The organism is Flavobacterium sp. (assembly GCF_021151785.1).
In the GTDB taxonomy this organism is placed as follows: domain Bacteria; phylum Bacteroidota; class Bacteroidia; order Flavobacteriales; family Flavobacteriaceae; genus Flavobacterium.
The window spans coordinates 1-17,684 of sequence record NZ_JAGKWP010000048.1; the positions used below are offsets into that span (position 1 = coordinate 1).

Below are 17,684 nucleotides of genomic sequence, written 5' to 3' on the forward strand. Positions count from 1 at the left end.
ATTAAATTCTAGTTAAATATTTAAAGCAAATAAAAACATTCCATGTAACCGGATACTTTTTTAGAGTATCTTTACTATCATTCGTTTAAATTTTCTGATATGAGCACTACATCTGCATCCGGCTCAAAACCTGAGTTAGATATACTGAAATTTTTTGCTATTATTCTAATCACAAATTCGCACATCAATCACCTCTACCCTATTCATAATATGGGTACCGGCGGCAGCCTTGGCAATACAATTTTTTTCCTGGTATCATCTATCGGACTTACATTGAGCTTGAACAAAAGATGCGTCCCCTTTGGCTCCTGGTTTTATAAGCGGGCATCACGTACTTATCTGATTACGTGGGTTGCAACAATCATCTTTCTGTTAATCGGCTATTATTCTATTCAATTAAACTTTGCTGACATATTCGCGCAGTTTATTTATCCTACCGGATATTGGTTTATTCCAGCCATCACCTTATTCTATATTCCTACTTATTTCGTCATTACCAATTATTCAGAGAAAGTATTTTTATATACTTCTGCCTTTATCATGCTGGTTTACTTTGGCACCTACTTTTCACTTATGGATATCCATTCCTGGACAGTAGAATCAAAGTCTTTATTCAAATGGATCTTCTATCTTGAAGTAATGATACTGGGTGTATACGTGGCAAACAATTATGAAAAATATGCATACACAGGAAAAATGGATATTGCGATATTCTTTCTGTTAACGCTATTCTTCTTTGGCTTCAAGTTCGCAACCACAAAATACAATGTACTTATGCCTTTGCAATTTTTATTGCAATTGGTAACAATTCCCTGGGTGATTTACTTTTTAAAAATAACAAGATCGCAGGCAATACACCAGGCACTGACCAACTGGAAGTATTTAAGCATAACCATTATCTTTATTTCTTCCATTACGTTAGAAATTTATTTATTACAAAGCTTCTTCTACAATATGGACTTTGTTAAAAGACAAATATTCCCGCTTAATATTGTTCTCTTCTCCATCCTGCTAACACTGGCGGCCTGGGCATTATCAAAGGCATTTGGCATGGTCTATTCAAAAAAATAATTGTTCAGATCGCATCATATACCTTTCGTACGATTTTACTCCACTCATAATTTTCAGATTTGCTCAATGCTTTTTCAGATTCGATTTTGAGTAACTCTGAATTGTTTGAGTAGTCTGCTAACAGCGTTGCAATGTTTGTCGTGATCTGATCAATCGTTTTATTTTGAACAGGTATAACGTTCTGCGTTTCTTTACCAACAAAAACCGGAGGCCCGCCTTTGTCCAGGCAAATAACCGGCAATGCGTGTGCCATCGCCTCAATCACCACAAAACCTCCGCTATCGTGCAGGCTTGGGAATAAAAAAACATGAGCTTTTCTATATTCTTCATACAAGTCCTTTTGCGGCAGTTTACTTATAAATTCTACCTTGTCTGATACGTTCAGGTCCGCGGCCAGCTTTACAAGTTCTGCTTTATATTTACCGCTTCCTACAATTTTAAAACGTATGGCCGGGTTTGATTTTACAGCCTTTGCGAAACTTTCCAACGCTATGTGAATGCCCTTCCAGTATAATAACTGCCCTGCATATAAAATAGTAAACGCTGTATGCTTTTCAATAGAAACACTTACTGCTTTATTAATTCCAATCGCCGGTGTAATCGATGTTTTGCTTTTATATTTTTCGGGAATTTTATCGAAGGTGTCGTTCGTTGCAGCAAAAATTCTGTAAGATTTTAAATATGCCCGATTAATGAATAGGTTCATCGAATTGATGGTATTAATACACGTACGCATACGTTCCAGCAGCCTTGGTATAAAGGGCAACGTGGCAGTAAGATTTGGTGAAGATTCTTCCCCACCTGCAATGGGCCCAAAGATAAACTTGCCTTTCAGTTTATATAAAAAGATCGGAAAACGATACGATACATACGTGATGTGCTGTACAATATCAAACGGCTCTTTGATGCGCTTTTTAATCATCAGATAAGCACCGGCCTGCCACAACGTATAGTAAAAATATATGCCCGTGATTTTTTTTGCTTTTAAAATTACAGATGGCAAATCGTAATAAATAAATTTCAGATTGGAAGGAATTGAAGCAGACTCCGTTTCTATGAATTCGCGGTTATCCTTGCGGGTAAGCACAGTAACTTCATGCCCAAGCTTCGCAATTTCTATTGCCCAGTTCCACCCTACTGCAGGTTCAGAACCATGATTAGGTCTGCATGCATACGCCGATAATAATACTTTCATTTAATATGGATTGTTAACATACATGCGGCATTCAAAAATTATTATTTTTAGCAACAACATTCAGGCATCTCAGCTTTAGAAATGTTGTATACGTAAATCCGTTTAGCGTCAGATTCTGCAACGTAACCCGATTATTTTCCAGCAATACATTTTTGCAGTCGTACAATGAAATAGCCGACCTGCTGGACTTGACAATAAAGCCGCTTATTTGTATCGCATTCCCGGAAATAGTAATATCTGTTGCCGGATTAGTATCGCTGCCTTGCACTTTAATAGCTTCCCGCACATGGTAAAAAGTTTTTTGTGCAGAATAGAACTTGTTTGCTGAAATCATAACCGAATGCTGAGTCCAGCCTGGCACTTCAAAAGGAAGCATCAATATGCCTGTACTGAAATCATTAAATATATTATTATCTATTTTTAAATAATTACATTCTACACGTATACCATAATTAGAACTTAACACCGCGCCATTTTTCATTGAACCCAATGGAATTGCCTGAAAAAATTTATTACCCTCAATAAAAGTAGAATCTTTTGAGGCCGGAAAAGTTTTTGGCGGCTGAATAATCAAATGTTCTTCACTGAAGTTCCTGGTTTCATTGGATATGATCTCCAGCCCATATGCTATTGCAATCACGAATCCATCCATCGCACGTTTTGTATGAGTCAACGCTACATTGCTGCCTGTATAACCATCGGCAACATTGTTTGATATTTTCACATTGTAACATTGTCCGTTGGCATTATCTGCCAGCCAAATATATACTGCAGGCGCCGAGCTGTCTTGTGCGTTATCATGTCCCCGCGGACTGGCAAATGTATTATTATAAATAAAGAGACCTTTTACACCTTGCGCAGATATGGCTGTACTGAAGCCTTCAAACCTGCAGTTTCTTACGGAGAAATTAATGATCGAATTTTCATTTGTACCCAACAACTGCAAGGCATTTGTTTGTTCCAGCGTTATGCCATGAGTATTCTCAAAAAATATATTTTCGATCGACACATTCAGGTTCTTATTAAAGATATAGAGCAAACAACCTTTAGGTTGAGAAGTTGTGATTTTAGTTCCGGCTTCTCCGTATATGCGGATCGTCTTTACACCCGACTGATCCATCAGTAAAATTTTATTGTAAGGAGAACCGAATTGTTCGCATTTGTAAGTACCAGCAGGAATAAATAAATCTTCTCCTATAAGTAATGCCCTGGCAATAGCAAGGTTCAGATAAGGAGCGTCGTCTTGTATACCATCACCTTTGGCACCTACAGACTTTGCATCAAGCGCTACAGATATCAGATGCAAAAGAAAAAATCCAAGCAACAATGAATATCTTTTCATAAACGTGTTATGTTTGGGTTGGGGTTAACACATACAATCACTTTTTCATATTCTTATTATCCTGCTCGATCTGCCATAAATTGGCCCAAACATTAAATCTATAATTTGCATACAGTACGCAAAGTATAAGGCCATTTACACCATCCAGCATGGCACGTTGATATAGGTATTTTTTCAGAAACGTTTTCGTAGGATCCCACAATAGTTTGTAAACACTGAATGTGTCTCCATCTGCAAACATTTGCTTTGCCTCAATGAGTGCATACTTTGCATTTGTTTTTGCAACAAACTTCTCTATCGATGGATAAGCATCATGCCAGATAAAATATTTATCGCCGATCGAAATCATTTTTTTCGATGCAGGTTTTAAATGAATAAAGCCTTTGAAGATTTTCATATTCTCCTCTGTGAAATTATTCATGTACAAATCCTTTTTAAAGAACAAAGGACTGCTCTCCAGATAAAATCCACCGCGCTTAATGTAATTGGCGAAATAAAAATACAGCTTCCCGATTGCGATCAGATCTGCATCTGAAGTAGCAACCAACTCTTTTAATTTCAGGCTTAATTCTTCTGTAATATATTCATCTGCATCGAGTACTAAAATCCAGTCTCCGGTGGCATGTGAAATAGCATAATGCCTTGCTGGTTCTACAAAGCCTACCTTTTCATGATAAATAACTTTCGCACCAAGACTATTTGCAATGTTAACGGTATCATCATCGCTATACATATCACACACAACGATCTCGTCTGCAAATGTCAATACACTTTCAACACATTTTTTAATATGTGCTTCTTCATTAAACGTATTAATAACAACTGATATTTTTGCGTTTTTCATACTGCTATCAATAAACTTTATAATTATTCTTTCTAAGAATGATCAACGATACTACAACAATTGTCAATTCAATCATGTACAGCGACGCACAGGTTCCGTATGCATTAAAAACGGGCACAAGACTCATGCTAATAATGATATTCATAACGAAACCGATTGAATTGATCTTCAGGAAATGTTTATCCATTTTAAGATTTAGCATTACCTGGTAGCACAATATATTTACCAATGTTGATATAACTAATAATGGCGCCAGTGTTTGCAGAATAGCTACCGAGCTTTCGAATTTATCTCCGTATAAAATATCAATGATCAACCTGGATGCAACAATCAAACACCCGGAAACGGCCGCTACAGCAAGTAGTATTTTAGGGATAAGTTTCTTTACCGTCTGTAAACCGATCTCCGTTGATTCTTTAAATTTAGTTGCAAGGTGCGGATACAAAACCTGTGAAATGGGAAATAACGACAGACTTGCAATCACTGAATACACCTTCATAGACGCTGTATAATACCCAACTGTTTCATAGCTGGTAAGATATCCCAGCAAAACAATTGTTGAGGTTGTATTGAAGTTAACAATTACTATTGATATAAATAATAGAAAGTTTGATTTTATTTTATGCATACTTTCCCTGATCGGCAACCACCTGAAATTGACTTTAAACTTCATGTGGGCATAGATAAGTGTTGCTACTGCAGTCAAAAACATTGTCAAACCATTAATCAACTGGTATAAATTATAATCTGTAGCCTCTTTAATCAATAGGAAAATAAAGCCCATAGAAGCTACCCTGAATATCAAATTCGTGATGGTAAAAACGGTAAGTTTTTGCATTCCCTGAAACAACCAGGGCGAATAAAAAATTGCACTGATCACAGACGCATACGAAACATAATATAAAAATATATGACTCGAATATTTTTCAGAAGACAGTATAATAACAAAATATAAAAGGCTGGAAACCGTAAACAATAAAATTTTACTATTTATTACCTCATTGAAAATTGCACTTACTTTTTCCTTGTCTTCCCGAACTACTGATATTTCACGGGTTGCAGCGTAATCAAACCCATAATTAATGATCAAGGTAAAATACGTCAGGAAAGAAGTAGCAAAGTTTACCAGTCCCAAATTTTCAGGGCCTAATACACGGCTCACATACGGAATAACAAAAAGCGGGAACAACAAATTGATAGATTGAATTGCCGCTAAAGACAAAAACTGTTTAGATAGCTTATGACTTATTAAATCGACAATCCCTTTTGAAGATAATACCGACTTATATTTATTAATTAAGGTTTTAAGTCCCACAAAAAACTTTGTTAAATAATTTATTTACTTTTCAGTAATACTATGCTCATCTTCGACACGCTTGCTTATGTAGTTACAGTTCCTTTCTGTGATTTCTGTAAAAACTTGTCATATATTTCAAGAATGCTTTTCAAATTCTTTTCAGGGGTGAATGAATTTTTATAGCTCTCAAATGCATTCTGTCTTAATTTCACTTTGTCTGCAACCGAATCCAACGCGTCAATTGCCTGATTGAGGCCTGCTGCATTTGATGGATCAAACAAGAAGCCGTTATAACCATCCTTTATAAGTTCTGTAACCCCGCCCATTTTAGCACCTATTACCGGGGTAGCATGCGCAAATGCTTCCACAATGGTGCGACCAAATGGTTCGTGCCATTTAGACGGAAAGATTAATGCTTTCGCCCTGGATACTATTTTATACGAATCATTTAATGGCAGCTTTCCAAGATATTCAATATTGGAATGCATTTTACTGGCCTGAATGACTTCATCCTTTAACGGACCATCACCAATGATCAGTAATCTCTTTTTGTTTTTTTGAAAAGCATCCAATAAAATATCTATTCCTTTTTCTGTAGATATGCGTCCTAAATAAACATAATAATCTTCAGGCTCATATACCGGAGGCAAATCTGTAACAACAAAGTTATATTTGACATGCAGCTTGTCTGCTTTAAAGCCTCCTTTTTTTAATTGGTCTTTTACAAATTCACTTATGCAAATATAACCGTCAACCTTCGCATCCCATGTATTCAATATATTATGTACAGCAAGCATGCCTACTGTCACACTTGTTGCTCCTAAGCTTTCTCTGTAACATTTTTTCATCAAAGCCGGATAAGGAATCGTTTTCCCAACGCATTGCTCACATACCGCCCCATGAACATACATCAAACCATTCGGACATATTAAGCGGTAATTTCTTACCGTCATGATTATTTTTGTTCCTGCTTTTTGGGCTGCATAAAATATACTGGGAGAAAACAACGGGAAGAAATTCTGCACATGAATAATGTCATACTTATTCTCTTTTATTTTTTTCAGTAATAATTGATGATATTTTTTTGACCATACGGTATTAATCGCAAGGCCAATCATATTTTCATTTTCAATGCTGTCATTTGTAATGATCAATGTTTCCAGATCCAGTCCGCTGTCTTTCAACAATGCAGCTTCTGCATTCGTGGAAACATCCTCCCCGCCCATAATCTTATATCTATTATGTATCATCAAAACTTTCATACAAATGCCATTTTCATAAAATATACTTAGTTAAAATCGGGATTTATAAGCTGGAGTTTTCTTATTAAGAAGTTAACACTTTATTATAAATTTCCATAACAGAATCATAATTCATATTGGAAGTAAATTTTTTCTGATATGAATCAAATGCTCCCCGGCGCATCAATTCTGCATTTTCAAAGTTTTCAAATTTCGTAATGGTTTCCTGCAGAGCTGTTGCTTGATAAGGATCAAACAGAAAACCATTAACACCATCCTGAATCAATTCGCTGATACCTCCCAAGGCAGAACCTATCACAGGTGTGCCATGCGCAAAGGCTTCTGCAATTGTTCTTCCAAAAGGTTCATCTGATTGCGAAGGGGCAATCAGCGCTTTTGCTTTTGCTATTCTTCTATAGGTTTCTTCTAAGGGCAACTCTCCTGCAAATGTAATGTTGGCATTTCTACGGGCAAACGATTCAGCCATTTCGTTTAAAGGTCCGTCGCCTACAATCATCAACTCCTTTTTGTTTTCTTCGAACGTCTTTAACAATAATGGAAGCCCCTTTTGATCTGATGTTCTACCAACAAAAATATAGTATCCTTCAGAAGTAAATTCAGGAGCCACAGGACTCGTAACAAAGTTGTACTTTACATGCAACTTGCCTGAGTCAAAACCGCTTTTAATCAACTGCTGTTTTACAAATGCACTGATGCAGATATAGCCATCTACTTTATTGCTCCAGGTGTTTAATATATTATGTACACCCAACATGCCAACAATAGCAGTAGTAGCACCCATATCGTCCCGATAACATTTTTTCATGATGGCAGGATATGGAATAGTCTTGCCAACACAATCCCTGCAGATTTTTCCATGTACATACATCAAACCATTCGGACAAATCAATCTGTAATTGCGAATTGTCATGACAATTTTTGTTCCTGCCTTCTTTGCTGCATAAAAAATGCTGGGTGAAAACAACGGAAAAAAATTCTGCACATGGATAATATCGTACTTATTCTCTTTTATCTTATCCAGTAATAATTGATGATACTTCTTAGACCAAATGGTATTGATCGCCAGATTGATTTTATTTTCATTTTCAATACTGTCATTTGTAATGATCCATTTCTCTATGTCTATACCGCCGCTTTTCAGCATTTCAGCTTCAACGTTGGTAGACACATCTTCCCCCCCTGTGATCTTATATCTATTATGTATCATCAAAACCTTCATACAGACATTCAGGGCTTATTTTGCAGATTTATCAGCAGATAATACATGATTATATATTTCCATGATCCGATCATAATTATAATCAGAGGTAAATTTTTTCTGGTATGAATCAAATGCATTCCTTCTCATTACATTCGGTTCTGAAGTATGTTCAAATCTGGCGATGGTATTTAACAGATCTGCATCTTTATAAGGATCAAACAGAAATCCATTGACACCTTCCTGGATCAATTCACTGATACCACCCAGATCAGAACCTAGCACAGGAGTTCCGTGTGCAAAAGCTTCTGCTATAGTCCGGCCAAATGGTTCGTGTGATTGTGATGGTAAAATCAATGCCTTTGCTCCTGCAATTTTTTTATAGGTTTCCTCAAGAGATAACTTACCTACATAATGAATGTTACTGTTGCGTCGGGCATATTCTTCAACCAAATCATTTAAAGGCCCATCGCCAACAATCATAAGTTTTTTGTCACTATTCTCAAAAGTATTCAGTAATAATGGAAGCCCCTTCTGGTCTGAAGTACGCCCAACAAAAATGTAATAATCGCCGGCAACAAAATGAGGCTCAACAATGCTTGAAACAAAATTATGTTTAACATGCAATTGCTCATTTTTAAAGCCAACATCTACCAATTGTTTTTTCAGGAAATCTGAAATGCAGACAATACCATCAATCTTATTTTTCCAGGTCTGAATAATATTGTGTACACTCAACATAGCCACAGTAGCAGCCGTCGCAGAAAAACTTCCTCTATAACATTTTTTAAAAAGTGCGGGATAGGGGATCGCTTTGCCAACGCATGCTGAACAGATTTCATTGTTTATATACATCAGCGCATTCGGGCAGATCAACCGATAATTGTGTGCTGTCATGATTACCTTTGCCCCGGCTTTTCTTGCGGCATAAAATATACTCGGAGAAAGTAAGGGGAAAAAGTTATGTACGTGCACGATTTCGAATTTTTCTCTTTTTATTTTATCGAGCAGCTCTTTATAATATTTCTTAGACCAGACAGTATCTACAGCTAAACGAACGTTATTTATATCGTCATCAATTGAATCATTGGAAACATGAAACAACTCTACTTCATTGCCATGTTTTCGGAGCAATTCAACCTCCTCTAAAGTCTGAATATCCTCTCCTCCTAAAATCTTATACTTATTATGTATAATCAATATTTTCATACACGAAGTTGTAAAAGAGTTTTGAAAAATGTTTCGGGAGAATAAGTTTCAAAAAAACGCTGAAAGTTTTCTGAAGAAAAATCCTTGTTAAGAATCTCTACCAATGCTTTCGAAATTTCTGTTTCACTTTTAGGGTCACAGGTAATTCCTAAGCCATTTTTTTCGATTAGTTCTTTCAACAAGCCTACGTTAGCGCCTATAACTTTTTTATTATGCAAGGCTGCACGTCCCAACAATCCACTAGATCCGTAAAAGTCTTTATAGATCAACAAACAAACAGTTGCGCTATGGAAATAGTTGTCCATTTCTTCGTCTGTAACAAAGCCAGACTTTATAGTAATTCTTTTATCTCTATGAATGCCTGGCAGATTGTTTACAAGGTCGTGCAAGTAGGTTAAATAAGATTGTTCCGCATGCCCTACAATCAAAAGCTCAGCTTTGGTAGTAAAATTTGTTGCAGCAAAAGCATTTACGATCGTGGTTATATTTTTACGCTCATTCATCGAGCCGAAAATTAAAAACTTAACAACACCATCTTCTTCATAAGATTTAAGTGAAGATGGGTATGAAAAGATCGGGTCCTGTAAAAATTTAAATTGATTCGTGTTATGAAATTTGTTTAGAAACTTCACTCCTTCTTCATCATTCAAAATGAATACATTCTCAACATTCTTTTTAGATATAAGAAATTTTTCGGCAATGATTTTTTTAAATCGTTGAATGCGGCTTGCCAGCTTAGATTTAAACGTATCAGAAGAATGTGTGATCCGGTGATGCGGTCTGAATAAAACCCCTGAAAGCTTGAATGAAAAGGCAGACCTGAATATCGGAAACTGATATTGATCCAGATCCATGAAAATTAAATGGTCGACATTAAGCTCATTAGCAATTGTTACAGCTTTTTTAAAAAGTCTGATTTTATCCTTCATGCTTACGTTACTCCAGCAATTATCATTCAGGAAATGTACATCATCTTTTAGTATATCAGGGAAGCTCAGAAAATCTTTTGCTTCTTCATTATATAAAAAAGTATACCTTCGATCGGTGCTGCCTTTGATCTTAGCAATACCATTAATGATGTATTGGTTGTACCCAATATAATGACCTTTTTTTTGAATATTTAAATCGCAAATTAAATAGTGTGTCATAATACGCTACCTATAATATTTCTTTTACGAAATGTTCAATTCTTTTACTCCATAATTGTTGCTGCCCGATTTTATAAGCATTCAACGAATACTGATGATATTTTTCAGGATCAGAAATTATAGTTCGAATACCTGTTGCCAGTTTCTGTGCATAGCTTGTTTCTCTTCGTTCAACAGGTACACGTATTCCAGCTGTTACCGGCACCTGCTCTTTCATGCCCTGATGATCCAGCGTTACAACAGGAAGACTGTATGCCATGCATTCAAATACCTGCATCGGGCATGAATCAATTAAACTTGGGAACAATAAAAGATGAGCCTTTGAAAAGATATCTTTCAATGTATCATAAGAGACTTTGCCTGTAAAAGTTGTTTTCGACTGAAGGTTATACGTCGAAATTAACTCCTGAGATGCCTGCATTAACGGACCATCACCCACTATGAAAAAATGAAAATCCATGTCTGCAGGTAATGCAGCTACAGCCTCAATGGTAAGATTAAGGCCTTTTCTCGGAATAATGCTTCCGATCCATAAAATATTAACAACTCCGTCTATTTCCCTTTCAATAAAGTCCATGCGAAAATTTTCCGGTAGCCCCGCGTCAAACATGCGGATCAGGTTTGCAGAAGAATACTTTCTTACAATAGCTGCAGCAATGTCATTCGAAACCAATATGCGATCCGAACTGTTAATAGAAGCTGCTACTGTAGGATTAATAAAAGACAAAAAACCTGCGATCTTATATTTTACAGCTTCAAGATAATAATCACGCCCAAGATATTTTTTCAATGACTTGTCAGGCAATTCTCCTCCGCCCAATGGCCCTATAACAAGCTTTAGTTTTGTATTATATACAGGTGTGCCAAATTTAATAGAGCTGAAAGTGACATGGTGCACATGATCAAATTCGTATTTCGCAATTAGTTGCTTTACTCTCTTTCTTGCTTTAATCAGCCAGAGATAGTAATGCAGATACTCACCCACAATCGGTATCTTTTTCGTGTTGCGTGCAATATTGTATCCTGAAAAATGGAATATCAAATTCGAAAAATTATTTTCCTTACAGAATTTTTCAATCTGCGCTACATACCTATCAGATGTTACACAATGTATGGTGTACCCATTCTGAATATAGCCCATCAGCCAGCTCCAGCCATTTCCAGGCTCAGACCCTCTATTTGGGCAACACGTATAAGCAGAAATTAAAACTGTCTTCAAAAGGTTTAATTTTTATATTGTAATAAGCCTTCGTTGCTTACATAAGCAATATCAGGCAGATTAGACATGGCTTTGAACAATTCCTCCAATTCGTTCCACAAATTAAATTCTTCTATCTCCCATGAATGCCCCCACAAATGAAAGCAGCCTCCATGTATTTGAATATGCTCTAAATAATATTCAAGATTCTTCCGTAATGATCCGGAACTGCCTGACTTGAGATACAAAAGCAAAGATTGAATTTTAAATCGTTTCGCCAGGTGTTTGTAATACGTAAATGATGAATGATTGTAAACCTGCATGGTAGTGGGAATTACATAGTCTTTGGTATCAAACCACGGATTCAATAATTCTGTTGTACGTATGATTTTAAACCCAGTATTAAATGCATACTCCGTTGCAGGCTGATTGATCACGCCGCCGGGGAAACAAAATGACATTGGATTCTTTCCTAATAAATCTGATAACCATAAATAACACCCTTCAATTTCTGCTTTAAATATTTTTTCTGAAATTGTATTCATCCGGGCATGATTCATGGTATGCCCGCCGATTTCAAATCTTTTCGACAACTCAATTACTTCCTTTTCATTCATAACTGCATGCTCATCATTAGCTGCAGGTATATAAAACGTAGCGGCCAGATTATACTTATCAAGCAAGTCTGCCAAACGAAAGTCCTTTATATGTCCGTCATCCCAACTTGTCGTAATCAATTTCATATTTCTATGCTACAATTATATTACTGAGATGTTTCTTCTTTAAGTACTGGTACATCCTGCTCTTGTTTCATCAACTTGAGCGAATAACCAGCTAAAAGAAATATAAGCGAATATTGAAAACTGAAATACGGATTGTTCTCTATAAACATCAACAATAGTTCTGTAAAAAGGAATGTTGAAATAAAAAGCACCAGCCTATTATTTCCATTCCAGAAAATGCCTTTTACAAAGGCATAAAAGATTGGGGCGATATATAAGAAATACCAGAAGAAGCCGCCCTTAAGTAACAGCTGTAGAAAGCCTACTTCCACAGAAAATCTTTCATAATGATCTGCATATGTTTGGAAATGGATTAGGATCATCAAAAAATATTCGCTGAAATACGTTCCAAGAAACCCTTTTCCAAAAATAAATTCACTGCCCTGCAAGTCGCCAAATACCTCGGTCCATAAAAAGCCTCTGGTATCTACATCATCAAAACTTTTTACACCAATAATATCTTTGAATAAAAATAAAATATCACCCAGGTTGGCAATGAAATGGTATAAACAAAATCCTGTTACCAATATCACAATCACTTTTAAAAAATTCATTTTCTTGCAAATACTAAATGCAATATATAATCCAACGAATAGAAGAATTCTCATGGCAATGATCCTGTAGTCAGATAGGTTACTGAAATAAAGCCCTCCTATCAATAATCCCCAGCTGAACACCACATAGCGCTTCAAATAGAGTGAGATAAAGAAAAACGGTATAAATGCATTTGCACACACATAACCCTGGTAATATTTTACTTTACCAAATACCGGCAATAATAAAACCAATACAAAAACAAATAATACAACCTGAAGCGATTTATAGATCGGCATGATATCGTCCATATTCGCGCCCACTACAAATAAAAAAATCGAGCCTACAGATAGCAGACTATATGGATTGTTGAGCAACGTTACCCAATTCAGATTGGGGTTCATCAGATCCTTGATCAGCAAGGATGATATAAAGACAAATAATACGGGTACATAGAACTGATAAAAGACAGGCATTTTAAATGAATCAATACCTGAAGTACTTGCCGTGTATACATTAAAAATTTCATACATGGCATAATATATAAATATGGAGAACAAGACTCTCTTATATAGATATAATGTTGGATCATCATAAAAGAAATTTGCCAGAAAGATCAGGAATAAAATCTTTGCCGACGTATCTTTTAAAAATGAAAACTGCTTCATAAACTACAAAGATTATTGCCAGATTTTTTTTGTGCTATTCGAATTCATAATGACTGCATATTGAATTCGCCATAATATAAAACCTATTACTACCCAAAATATATTGAGGAGTAAGATACCTGTTAAACCAAGCTTTAAATGTTTAGCTAAGAAATACGCAAGCGGTACTTGCAGTACAATTGTTACTGCGCTATAAACAGCCTGCAGATTAACCCTGCCTACCCCATTGATAAATGAAACATAGCTTTCTTTAAAGGTGCCTATACCAACAAAAATCATCAGGAGTAAATTAACTTCGAAAGGTATTTTGATATCATCTCCTATCCAATAAAAGTAGATTTGATCGCTCAATAAGAACATCAACACCAGAGGTATACAAAGAGCAAAATTCAACTTGTTACTTTTTGATACAGCAGATCGTATCCAATTGTAATCTTTTAATGTGTATGCGTCTGTATAGGCTGGCCAAAGCGGTATCATGATCATGTATTGAAATATCGTAATAATACTGAATAGCCTGTAAGCAATATTGTAATAGGTGACATTTTGATTATCTACCAGATGAGCGATCAATATATTGTTTGACATCAGTATGGCGATTACTGAAATTTCGATAATGAAAAATTTTGCACTTACTCCAAAAACATTTTTAAAGTGCTTTTTAGAAGCAAACACCATCTTCGGTTGAATATCTTTAAAGATACCTAAATACAGAACCAGTGTGGCGATCAATAAAACTATGGGATATGTAAAACTCAAGACGCAGCACAAGAAGATAAACTTACTGCTGAACATATCTCCCATAAGTACAATGCATATAAGTGCTATCAGATTTCCGGCAACTTGTATACTACTTAGAACAAAATGTTTTTGTTTGGATTTCAATACATGATTGATCGGTTTAAGCAAAAAAGAAAAACAGAAAGAAACATACATCAAATAGATAGCCGTACGGAGTTCCGCTTTATTAATGGTGGTATTGAAAACTACATTCCAGTCAATAAAATTGCTTGCCACAAAAAAGATTAAACTAAGTGGCAATATTATTACAGCTAAAAAATAATACGTTGTCGATAAATAGATCCTGGCTGACTGTATGTCATTTTTTGCAAAAGATTCAGTAAGCTTATTGGTTAAGCCGCTTGATAATCCAAAGTCAAATAAATTAAACCACACAATAACTGAAGATAATGTTAACCATACACCATAGGTACTGGCTTCGGTATATTTTAATGAAACAGGAATCAGTGTGAGTGTAATAGCCATACTGATCGCCTTTACAAAAAAAGATCCTAATACATTAATCAAAAGTTTTTTACTTCTCTCCTGTTTGGCAAGTTTATCAATTTGTACACCTAACAACTGAAGGAAATAAGTCATCTTGTATTATAATTATTTAAAATAAATCTTCTTCCTTTTTTAAATAGCAGAAAAGCGATGCTTCTATATATCTAAAAATTGGGTTTAACAGGCTTGTTCTCAACTCTTAATCAACCTTATTTTTTATCGGCAGAATTTTGAAAAGATTTTTTATGAAAATAATCATACCCATAGCCGTAACCGTAACCTTTCAAGTATCCTCTTGTTTTTACCCCATTGAATACGATTTCCGCATTACTGACTTTACTTAAACGGTTATCTGCATTATCAAATTGGAATATAACTTTAGGTGTGTAAGCATGTCTCACAACATACAATGTTGAATCACTAAACTGTTCTAGAATTAAATCATCTGTTACCGGATCAATCGATGTGGTATCAATTAATATCTGATCAAAATTTGCTTCCAGATTCAATAAAAGATCCTGTATCCTGTTTGACGAAAATAACGATGCATGACCCGACTCTAATTGTCCGCATTTAATAATAGACAGATTATTAATTCCTGTTGAAGTAATTATCTGCTCTATTCCACACGCCTCTTTAAGATATTCTGAAATGCCTTTATTGTTACCTGTCTGAAAACTTTCTGAAAGTGTTTTGCTTTTAAAATCCAGGTCAATCATAACTACCCTCTTACCTGCTGCAGCCAATTCTTTCGCAAGATTTAAACACACAAACGTTTTTCCTTCGCCTGACTGACTGGATGCCACCAGAATTTTTTTCTTTGTATTATCTTTATTAAAGAGATTCAGGCCTGCTATGATCTGGTATAATTGCCATTTAAAGAAATCAATTTTGGCAACATCTGTTTCATTATTTTTTACCTGGCTAAGTTCAGCGATTGCAGCCGTACCTGTAAGAGATTCTATTTCTGAACGGAAAAGAACTTTGCTACTTATAAAGTCTTTCACAAAAACAACGCCGAATGCGATTACAAATGCTAAGAAAAACGCCACCGGAAAGACAATTGTTTTTTTAGGGCTTGAAGGTTTTATAGAGGACTCTGCAACATCCAGAATTCGGCTATCCGGTACCGTAGATGCATAAGACAAAGCAGTCTCTTCTTTCTTCTGAAGTAAAAAATCGTAGACGTTATTGATAATTGTTTTTTGTCTGCTTATCTCTAATAAATTTCTTTCCTTTTCAGGAATGGTTTGTAACGTTTCCGAATATTTTTTATTCGTAGCATTTAATTGGTCTCTACTGGCAACTAAATTTATCCGTTGAATTTGAATGCTTTCAATAATACTCAGGCGCAGTTGTACCAGTTCATTTGATAGTGCCGTTAGAACAGGGTTGTTGGTACCTGTTGTTGCCTTTAATCGTTCATACTCCAGTTCTGTAGTAGATAGTTTTGTTAATAACTGAGATAAAACAGGATCACTGATGCCAAGTGTAGAAGGAACAACTGTGCCAATTGATTTGCCAGAATTAACAAAACGTTGTACCCGATCAAGGACTGACAGTTGCATGTCTATCACTGCAGCTTGCTGATCATTCTCGCCAACGTTCTTTAAGAAAAGAGAGCTTTGCTCACTCAAGTTAATTGCTCCTTGCTCCGACCGGAATTGTTGGATTTGTTTTTCAATTGAATCAATGTCAGATTTAACATGCTGCAAGCGATCATCAACAAAGCTCATTGTATTGTCAGCCAACGCATTTTTATCATTGATGCCTGCACGATTATATGCACTGATCAATTCATTCAAAATATCTTCAGCTTTCTCTGGAACTTCATCCACAAATTGTAAGGAAACAACCGAAGATAACTTATTTACAGCTTTTACATTTAAGTTCTGAATCAACGAGCTTACTACCTTTTTGGTAGGTATCAATGAAAAATAAAGAGGGTTGGTTGTAGCCTGAACTAAGTTCGTATTTCGTTCAAATTTCAATTCTCCGTAAGGCAATTTGATCCATTCTCCTAAAGGGTACTTTTTTCCTTCAACATACACTTGCCTGTTTATGCTATCATAAGAAAAAGGCACTTCATTGGTTTCAATAATCTCATCCGGATTTTTTGCTCGGACTGAAACAGGCGACGTACAATATGCAGATAACGTTTTAATCTTACTCTTCATTAAGACTGGTGCATACAAACCCAAAGTCTTTACAACGTCTTTCATTAGCGTACGGGATTGCATTACCTCTAATTCGTTTTCAACAATTTTCTTTGTTCCGAAAACATTCAAATCCTCGATCATTCGGGATTCATCATATCCCTTTTTCTCATCCTTTACTAAAAGCACTGCAGTTGCTTCATATTTGGGTAGAGCCATACGCATATAGATGACAGCCCCAGCCATAAAAAAAACGATTAAACCAATCAATAATGGCCAATAAGGCAAAAACTTATACGTAATTATATGAAACAGATTATTTTCCTGAGCTTTGATATTTTTGTTGACTTGACTCATTTTATTTAAAAATAACGATAAGAGAAATTAATAATGACGTGCCGCTGAATACAGCAGATAAATAGGTGCCAAGCGGTCTTGTTGTCGCCACCTTTGATCTTCTTCGCTCGACATAAATGATATCATTGGACTTTAA

General features: G+C 35.7%; 14 protein-coding genes. 1 reads left to right on the top strand and 13 read right to left on the bottom strand.

The window, feature by feature from the left end:
- Nucleotides 1–99: 99 nt before the first annotated feature.
- On the top strand, nucleotides 100–1,071 hold the full coding sequence (locus QZ824_RS06645; RefSeq protein ID WP_291275239.1) for an acyltransferase family protein: 972 nt from the start codon (nucleotides 100–102) through the stop codon (nucleotides 1,069–1,071).
- A 4-nt stretch (nucleotides 1,072–1,075) separates the two neighbouring features.
- Here the strand turns inward: QZ824_RS06645 and QZ824_RS06650 are convergent, their stop codons facing one another.
- The 13 genes from QZ824_RS06650 to QZ824_RS06710 form a co-directional block, all read right to left on the bottom strand.
- Nucleotides 1,076–2,266, bottom strand: a complete 1,191-nt coding sequence (locus QZ824_RS06650; RefSeq protein WP_291275240.1) for a glycosyltransferase family 4 protein — start codon at nucleotides 2,264–2,266, stop codon at nucleotides 1,076–1,078.
- Nucleotides 2,267–2,297: 31 nt separating this feature from the next.
- Nucleotides 2,298–3,608: a glycosyl hydrolase family 28-related protein gene (locus QZ824_RS06655; RefSeq protein ID WP_291275241.1), complete on the bottom strand. Its 1,311-nt coding sequence runs from the start codon at nucleotides 3,606–3,608 to the stop codon at nucleotides 2,298–2,300.
- A 37-nt stretch (nucleotides 3,609–3,645) separates the two neighbouring features.
- Nucleotides 3,646–4,452 (bottom strand): glycosyltransferase family 2 protein, encoded by an 807-nt coding sequence (locus tag QZ824_RS06660; protein WP_291275242.1) that lies wholly within the window; start codon nucleotides 4,450–4,452, stop codon nucleotides 3,646–3,648.
- 7 nt (nucleotides 4,453–4,459) lie between these two features.
- Nucleotides 4,460–5,767, bottom strand: coding sequence for an oligosaccharide flippase family protein (locus QZ824_RS06665; protein WP_291275243.1), 1,308 nt, complete (start codon nucleotides 5,765–5,767; stop codon nucleotides 4,460–4,462).
- 65 nt (nucleotides 5,768–5,832) lie between these two features.
- Nucleotides 5,833–7,011, bottom strand: coding sequence for a glycosyltransferase family 4 protein (locus QZ824_RS06670; protein ID WP_291275244.1), 1,179 nt, complete (start codon nucleotides 7,009–7,011; stop codon nucleotides 5,833–5,835).
- A 64-nt stretch (nucleotides 7,012–7,075) separates the two neighbouring features.
- Entirely contained in the window at nucleotides 7,076–7,975 is a 900-nt protein-coding gene (locus tag QZ824_RS06675; protein ID WP_291275245.1) for a glycosyltransferase, read from the bottom strand.
- A gap of 270 nt (nucleotides 7,976–8,245) precedes the next feature.
- Complete coding sequence (locus tag QZ824_RS06680) at nucleotides 8,246–9,418, bottom strand: glycosyltransferase family 4 protein (RefSeq protein WP_291275246.1); 1,173 nt, start codon at nucleotides 9,416–9,418, stop codon at nucleotides 8,246–8,248.
- A complete protein-coding gene (locus tag QZ824_RS06685) occupies nucleotides 9,415–10,566 on the bottom strand; it encodes a glycosyltransferase (protein ID WP_291275247.1) in 1,152 nt (383 codons plus the stop codon). Before QZ824_RS06685 ends, QZ824_RS06680 begins: the two co-directional genes overlap by 4 nt.
- A 10-nt stretch (nucleotides 10,567–10,576) precedes the next feature.
- On the bottom strand, nucleotides 10,577–11,785 hold the full coding sequence (locus tag QZ824_RS06690; RefSeq protein WP_291275248.1) for a glycosyltransferase family 4 protein: 1,209 nt from the start codon (nucleotides 11,783–11,785) through the stop codon (nucleotides 10,577–10,579).
- 5 nt (nucleotides 11,786–11,790) lie between these two features.
- Nucleotides 11,791–12,507: a polysaccharide deacetylase family protein gene (locus QZ824_RS06695; RefSeq protein WP_291275249.1), complete on the bottom strand. Its 717-nt coding sequence runs from the start codon at nucleotides 12,505–12,507 to the stop codon at nucleotides 11,791–11,793.
- A 20-nt stretch (nucleotides 12,508–12,527) separates the two neighbouring features.
- Nucleotides 12,528–13,613: a hypothetical protein gene (locus QZ824_RS06700; RefSeq protein WP_291275250.1), complete on the bottom strand. Its 1,086-nt coding sequence runs from the start codon at nucleotides 13,611–13,613 to the stop codon at nucleotides 12,528–12,530.
- Between the two features lie 147 nt (nucleotides 13,614–13,760).
- A complete protein-coding gene (locus QZ824_RS06705; protein ID WP_291275251.1) occupies nucleotides 13,761–15,128 on the bottom strand; it encodes an oligosaccharide flippase family protein in 1,368 nt (455 codons plus the stop codon).
- 116 nt (nucleotides 15,129–15,244) lie between these two features.
- Complete coding sequence (locus tag QZ824_RS06710; protein ID WP_291275252.1) at nucleotides 15,245–17,548, bottom strand: polysaccharide biosynthesis tyrosine autokinase; 2,304 nt, start codon at nucleotides 17,546–17,548, stop codon at nucleotides 15,245–15,247.
- Between the last annotated feature and the right edge of the window lie 136 nt (nucleotides 17,549–17,684).

Coding starts and splice junctions, on each gene's coding strand:
- QZ824_RS06710 (WP_291275252.1), bottom strand. CDS start 17,548: ATGAGTCAAGTCAACAAAAATATCAAAGCTCAGGAAAATAATCTGTTT.
- QZ824_RS06695 (WP_291275249.1), bottom strand. CDS start 12,507: ATGAAATTGATTACGACAAGTTGGGATGACGGACATATAAAGGACTTT.
- QZ824_RS06705 (WP_291275251.1), bottom strand. CDS start 15,128: ATGACTTATTTCCTTCAGTTGTTAGGTGTACAAATTGATAAACTTGCC.
- QZ824_RS06645 (WP_291275239.1), top strand. CDS start 100: ATGAGCACTACATCTGCATCCGGCTCAAAACCTGAGTTAGATATACTG.
- QZ824_RS06660 (WP_291275242.1), bottom strand. CDS start 4,452: ATGAAAAACGCAAAAATATCAGTTGTTATTAATACGTTTAATGAAGAA.
- QZ824_RS06655 (WP_291275241.1), bottom strand. CDS start 3,608: ATGAAAAGATATTCATTGTTGCTTGGATTTTTTCTTTTGCATCTGATA.
- QZ824_RS06700 (WP_291275250.1), bottom strand. CDS start 13,613: ATGTATGAAATTTTTAATGTATACACGGCAAGTACTTCAGGTATTGAT.
- QZ824_RS06685 (WP_291275247.1), bottom strand. CDS start 10,566: ATGACACACTATTTAATTTGCGATTTAAATATTCAAAAAAAAGGTCAT.
- QZ824_RS06670 (WP_291275244.1), bottom strand. CDS start 7,011: ATGAAAGTTTTGATGATACATAATAGATATAAGATTATGGGCGGGGAG.
- QZ824_RS06680 (WP_291275246.1), bottom strand. CDS start 9,418: ATGAAAATATTGATTATACATAATAAGTATAAGATTTTAGGAGGAGAG.
- QZ824_RS06650 (WP_291275240.1), bottom strand. CDS start 2,266: ATGAAAGTATTATTATCGGCGTATGCATGCAGACCTAATCATGGTTCT.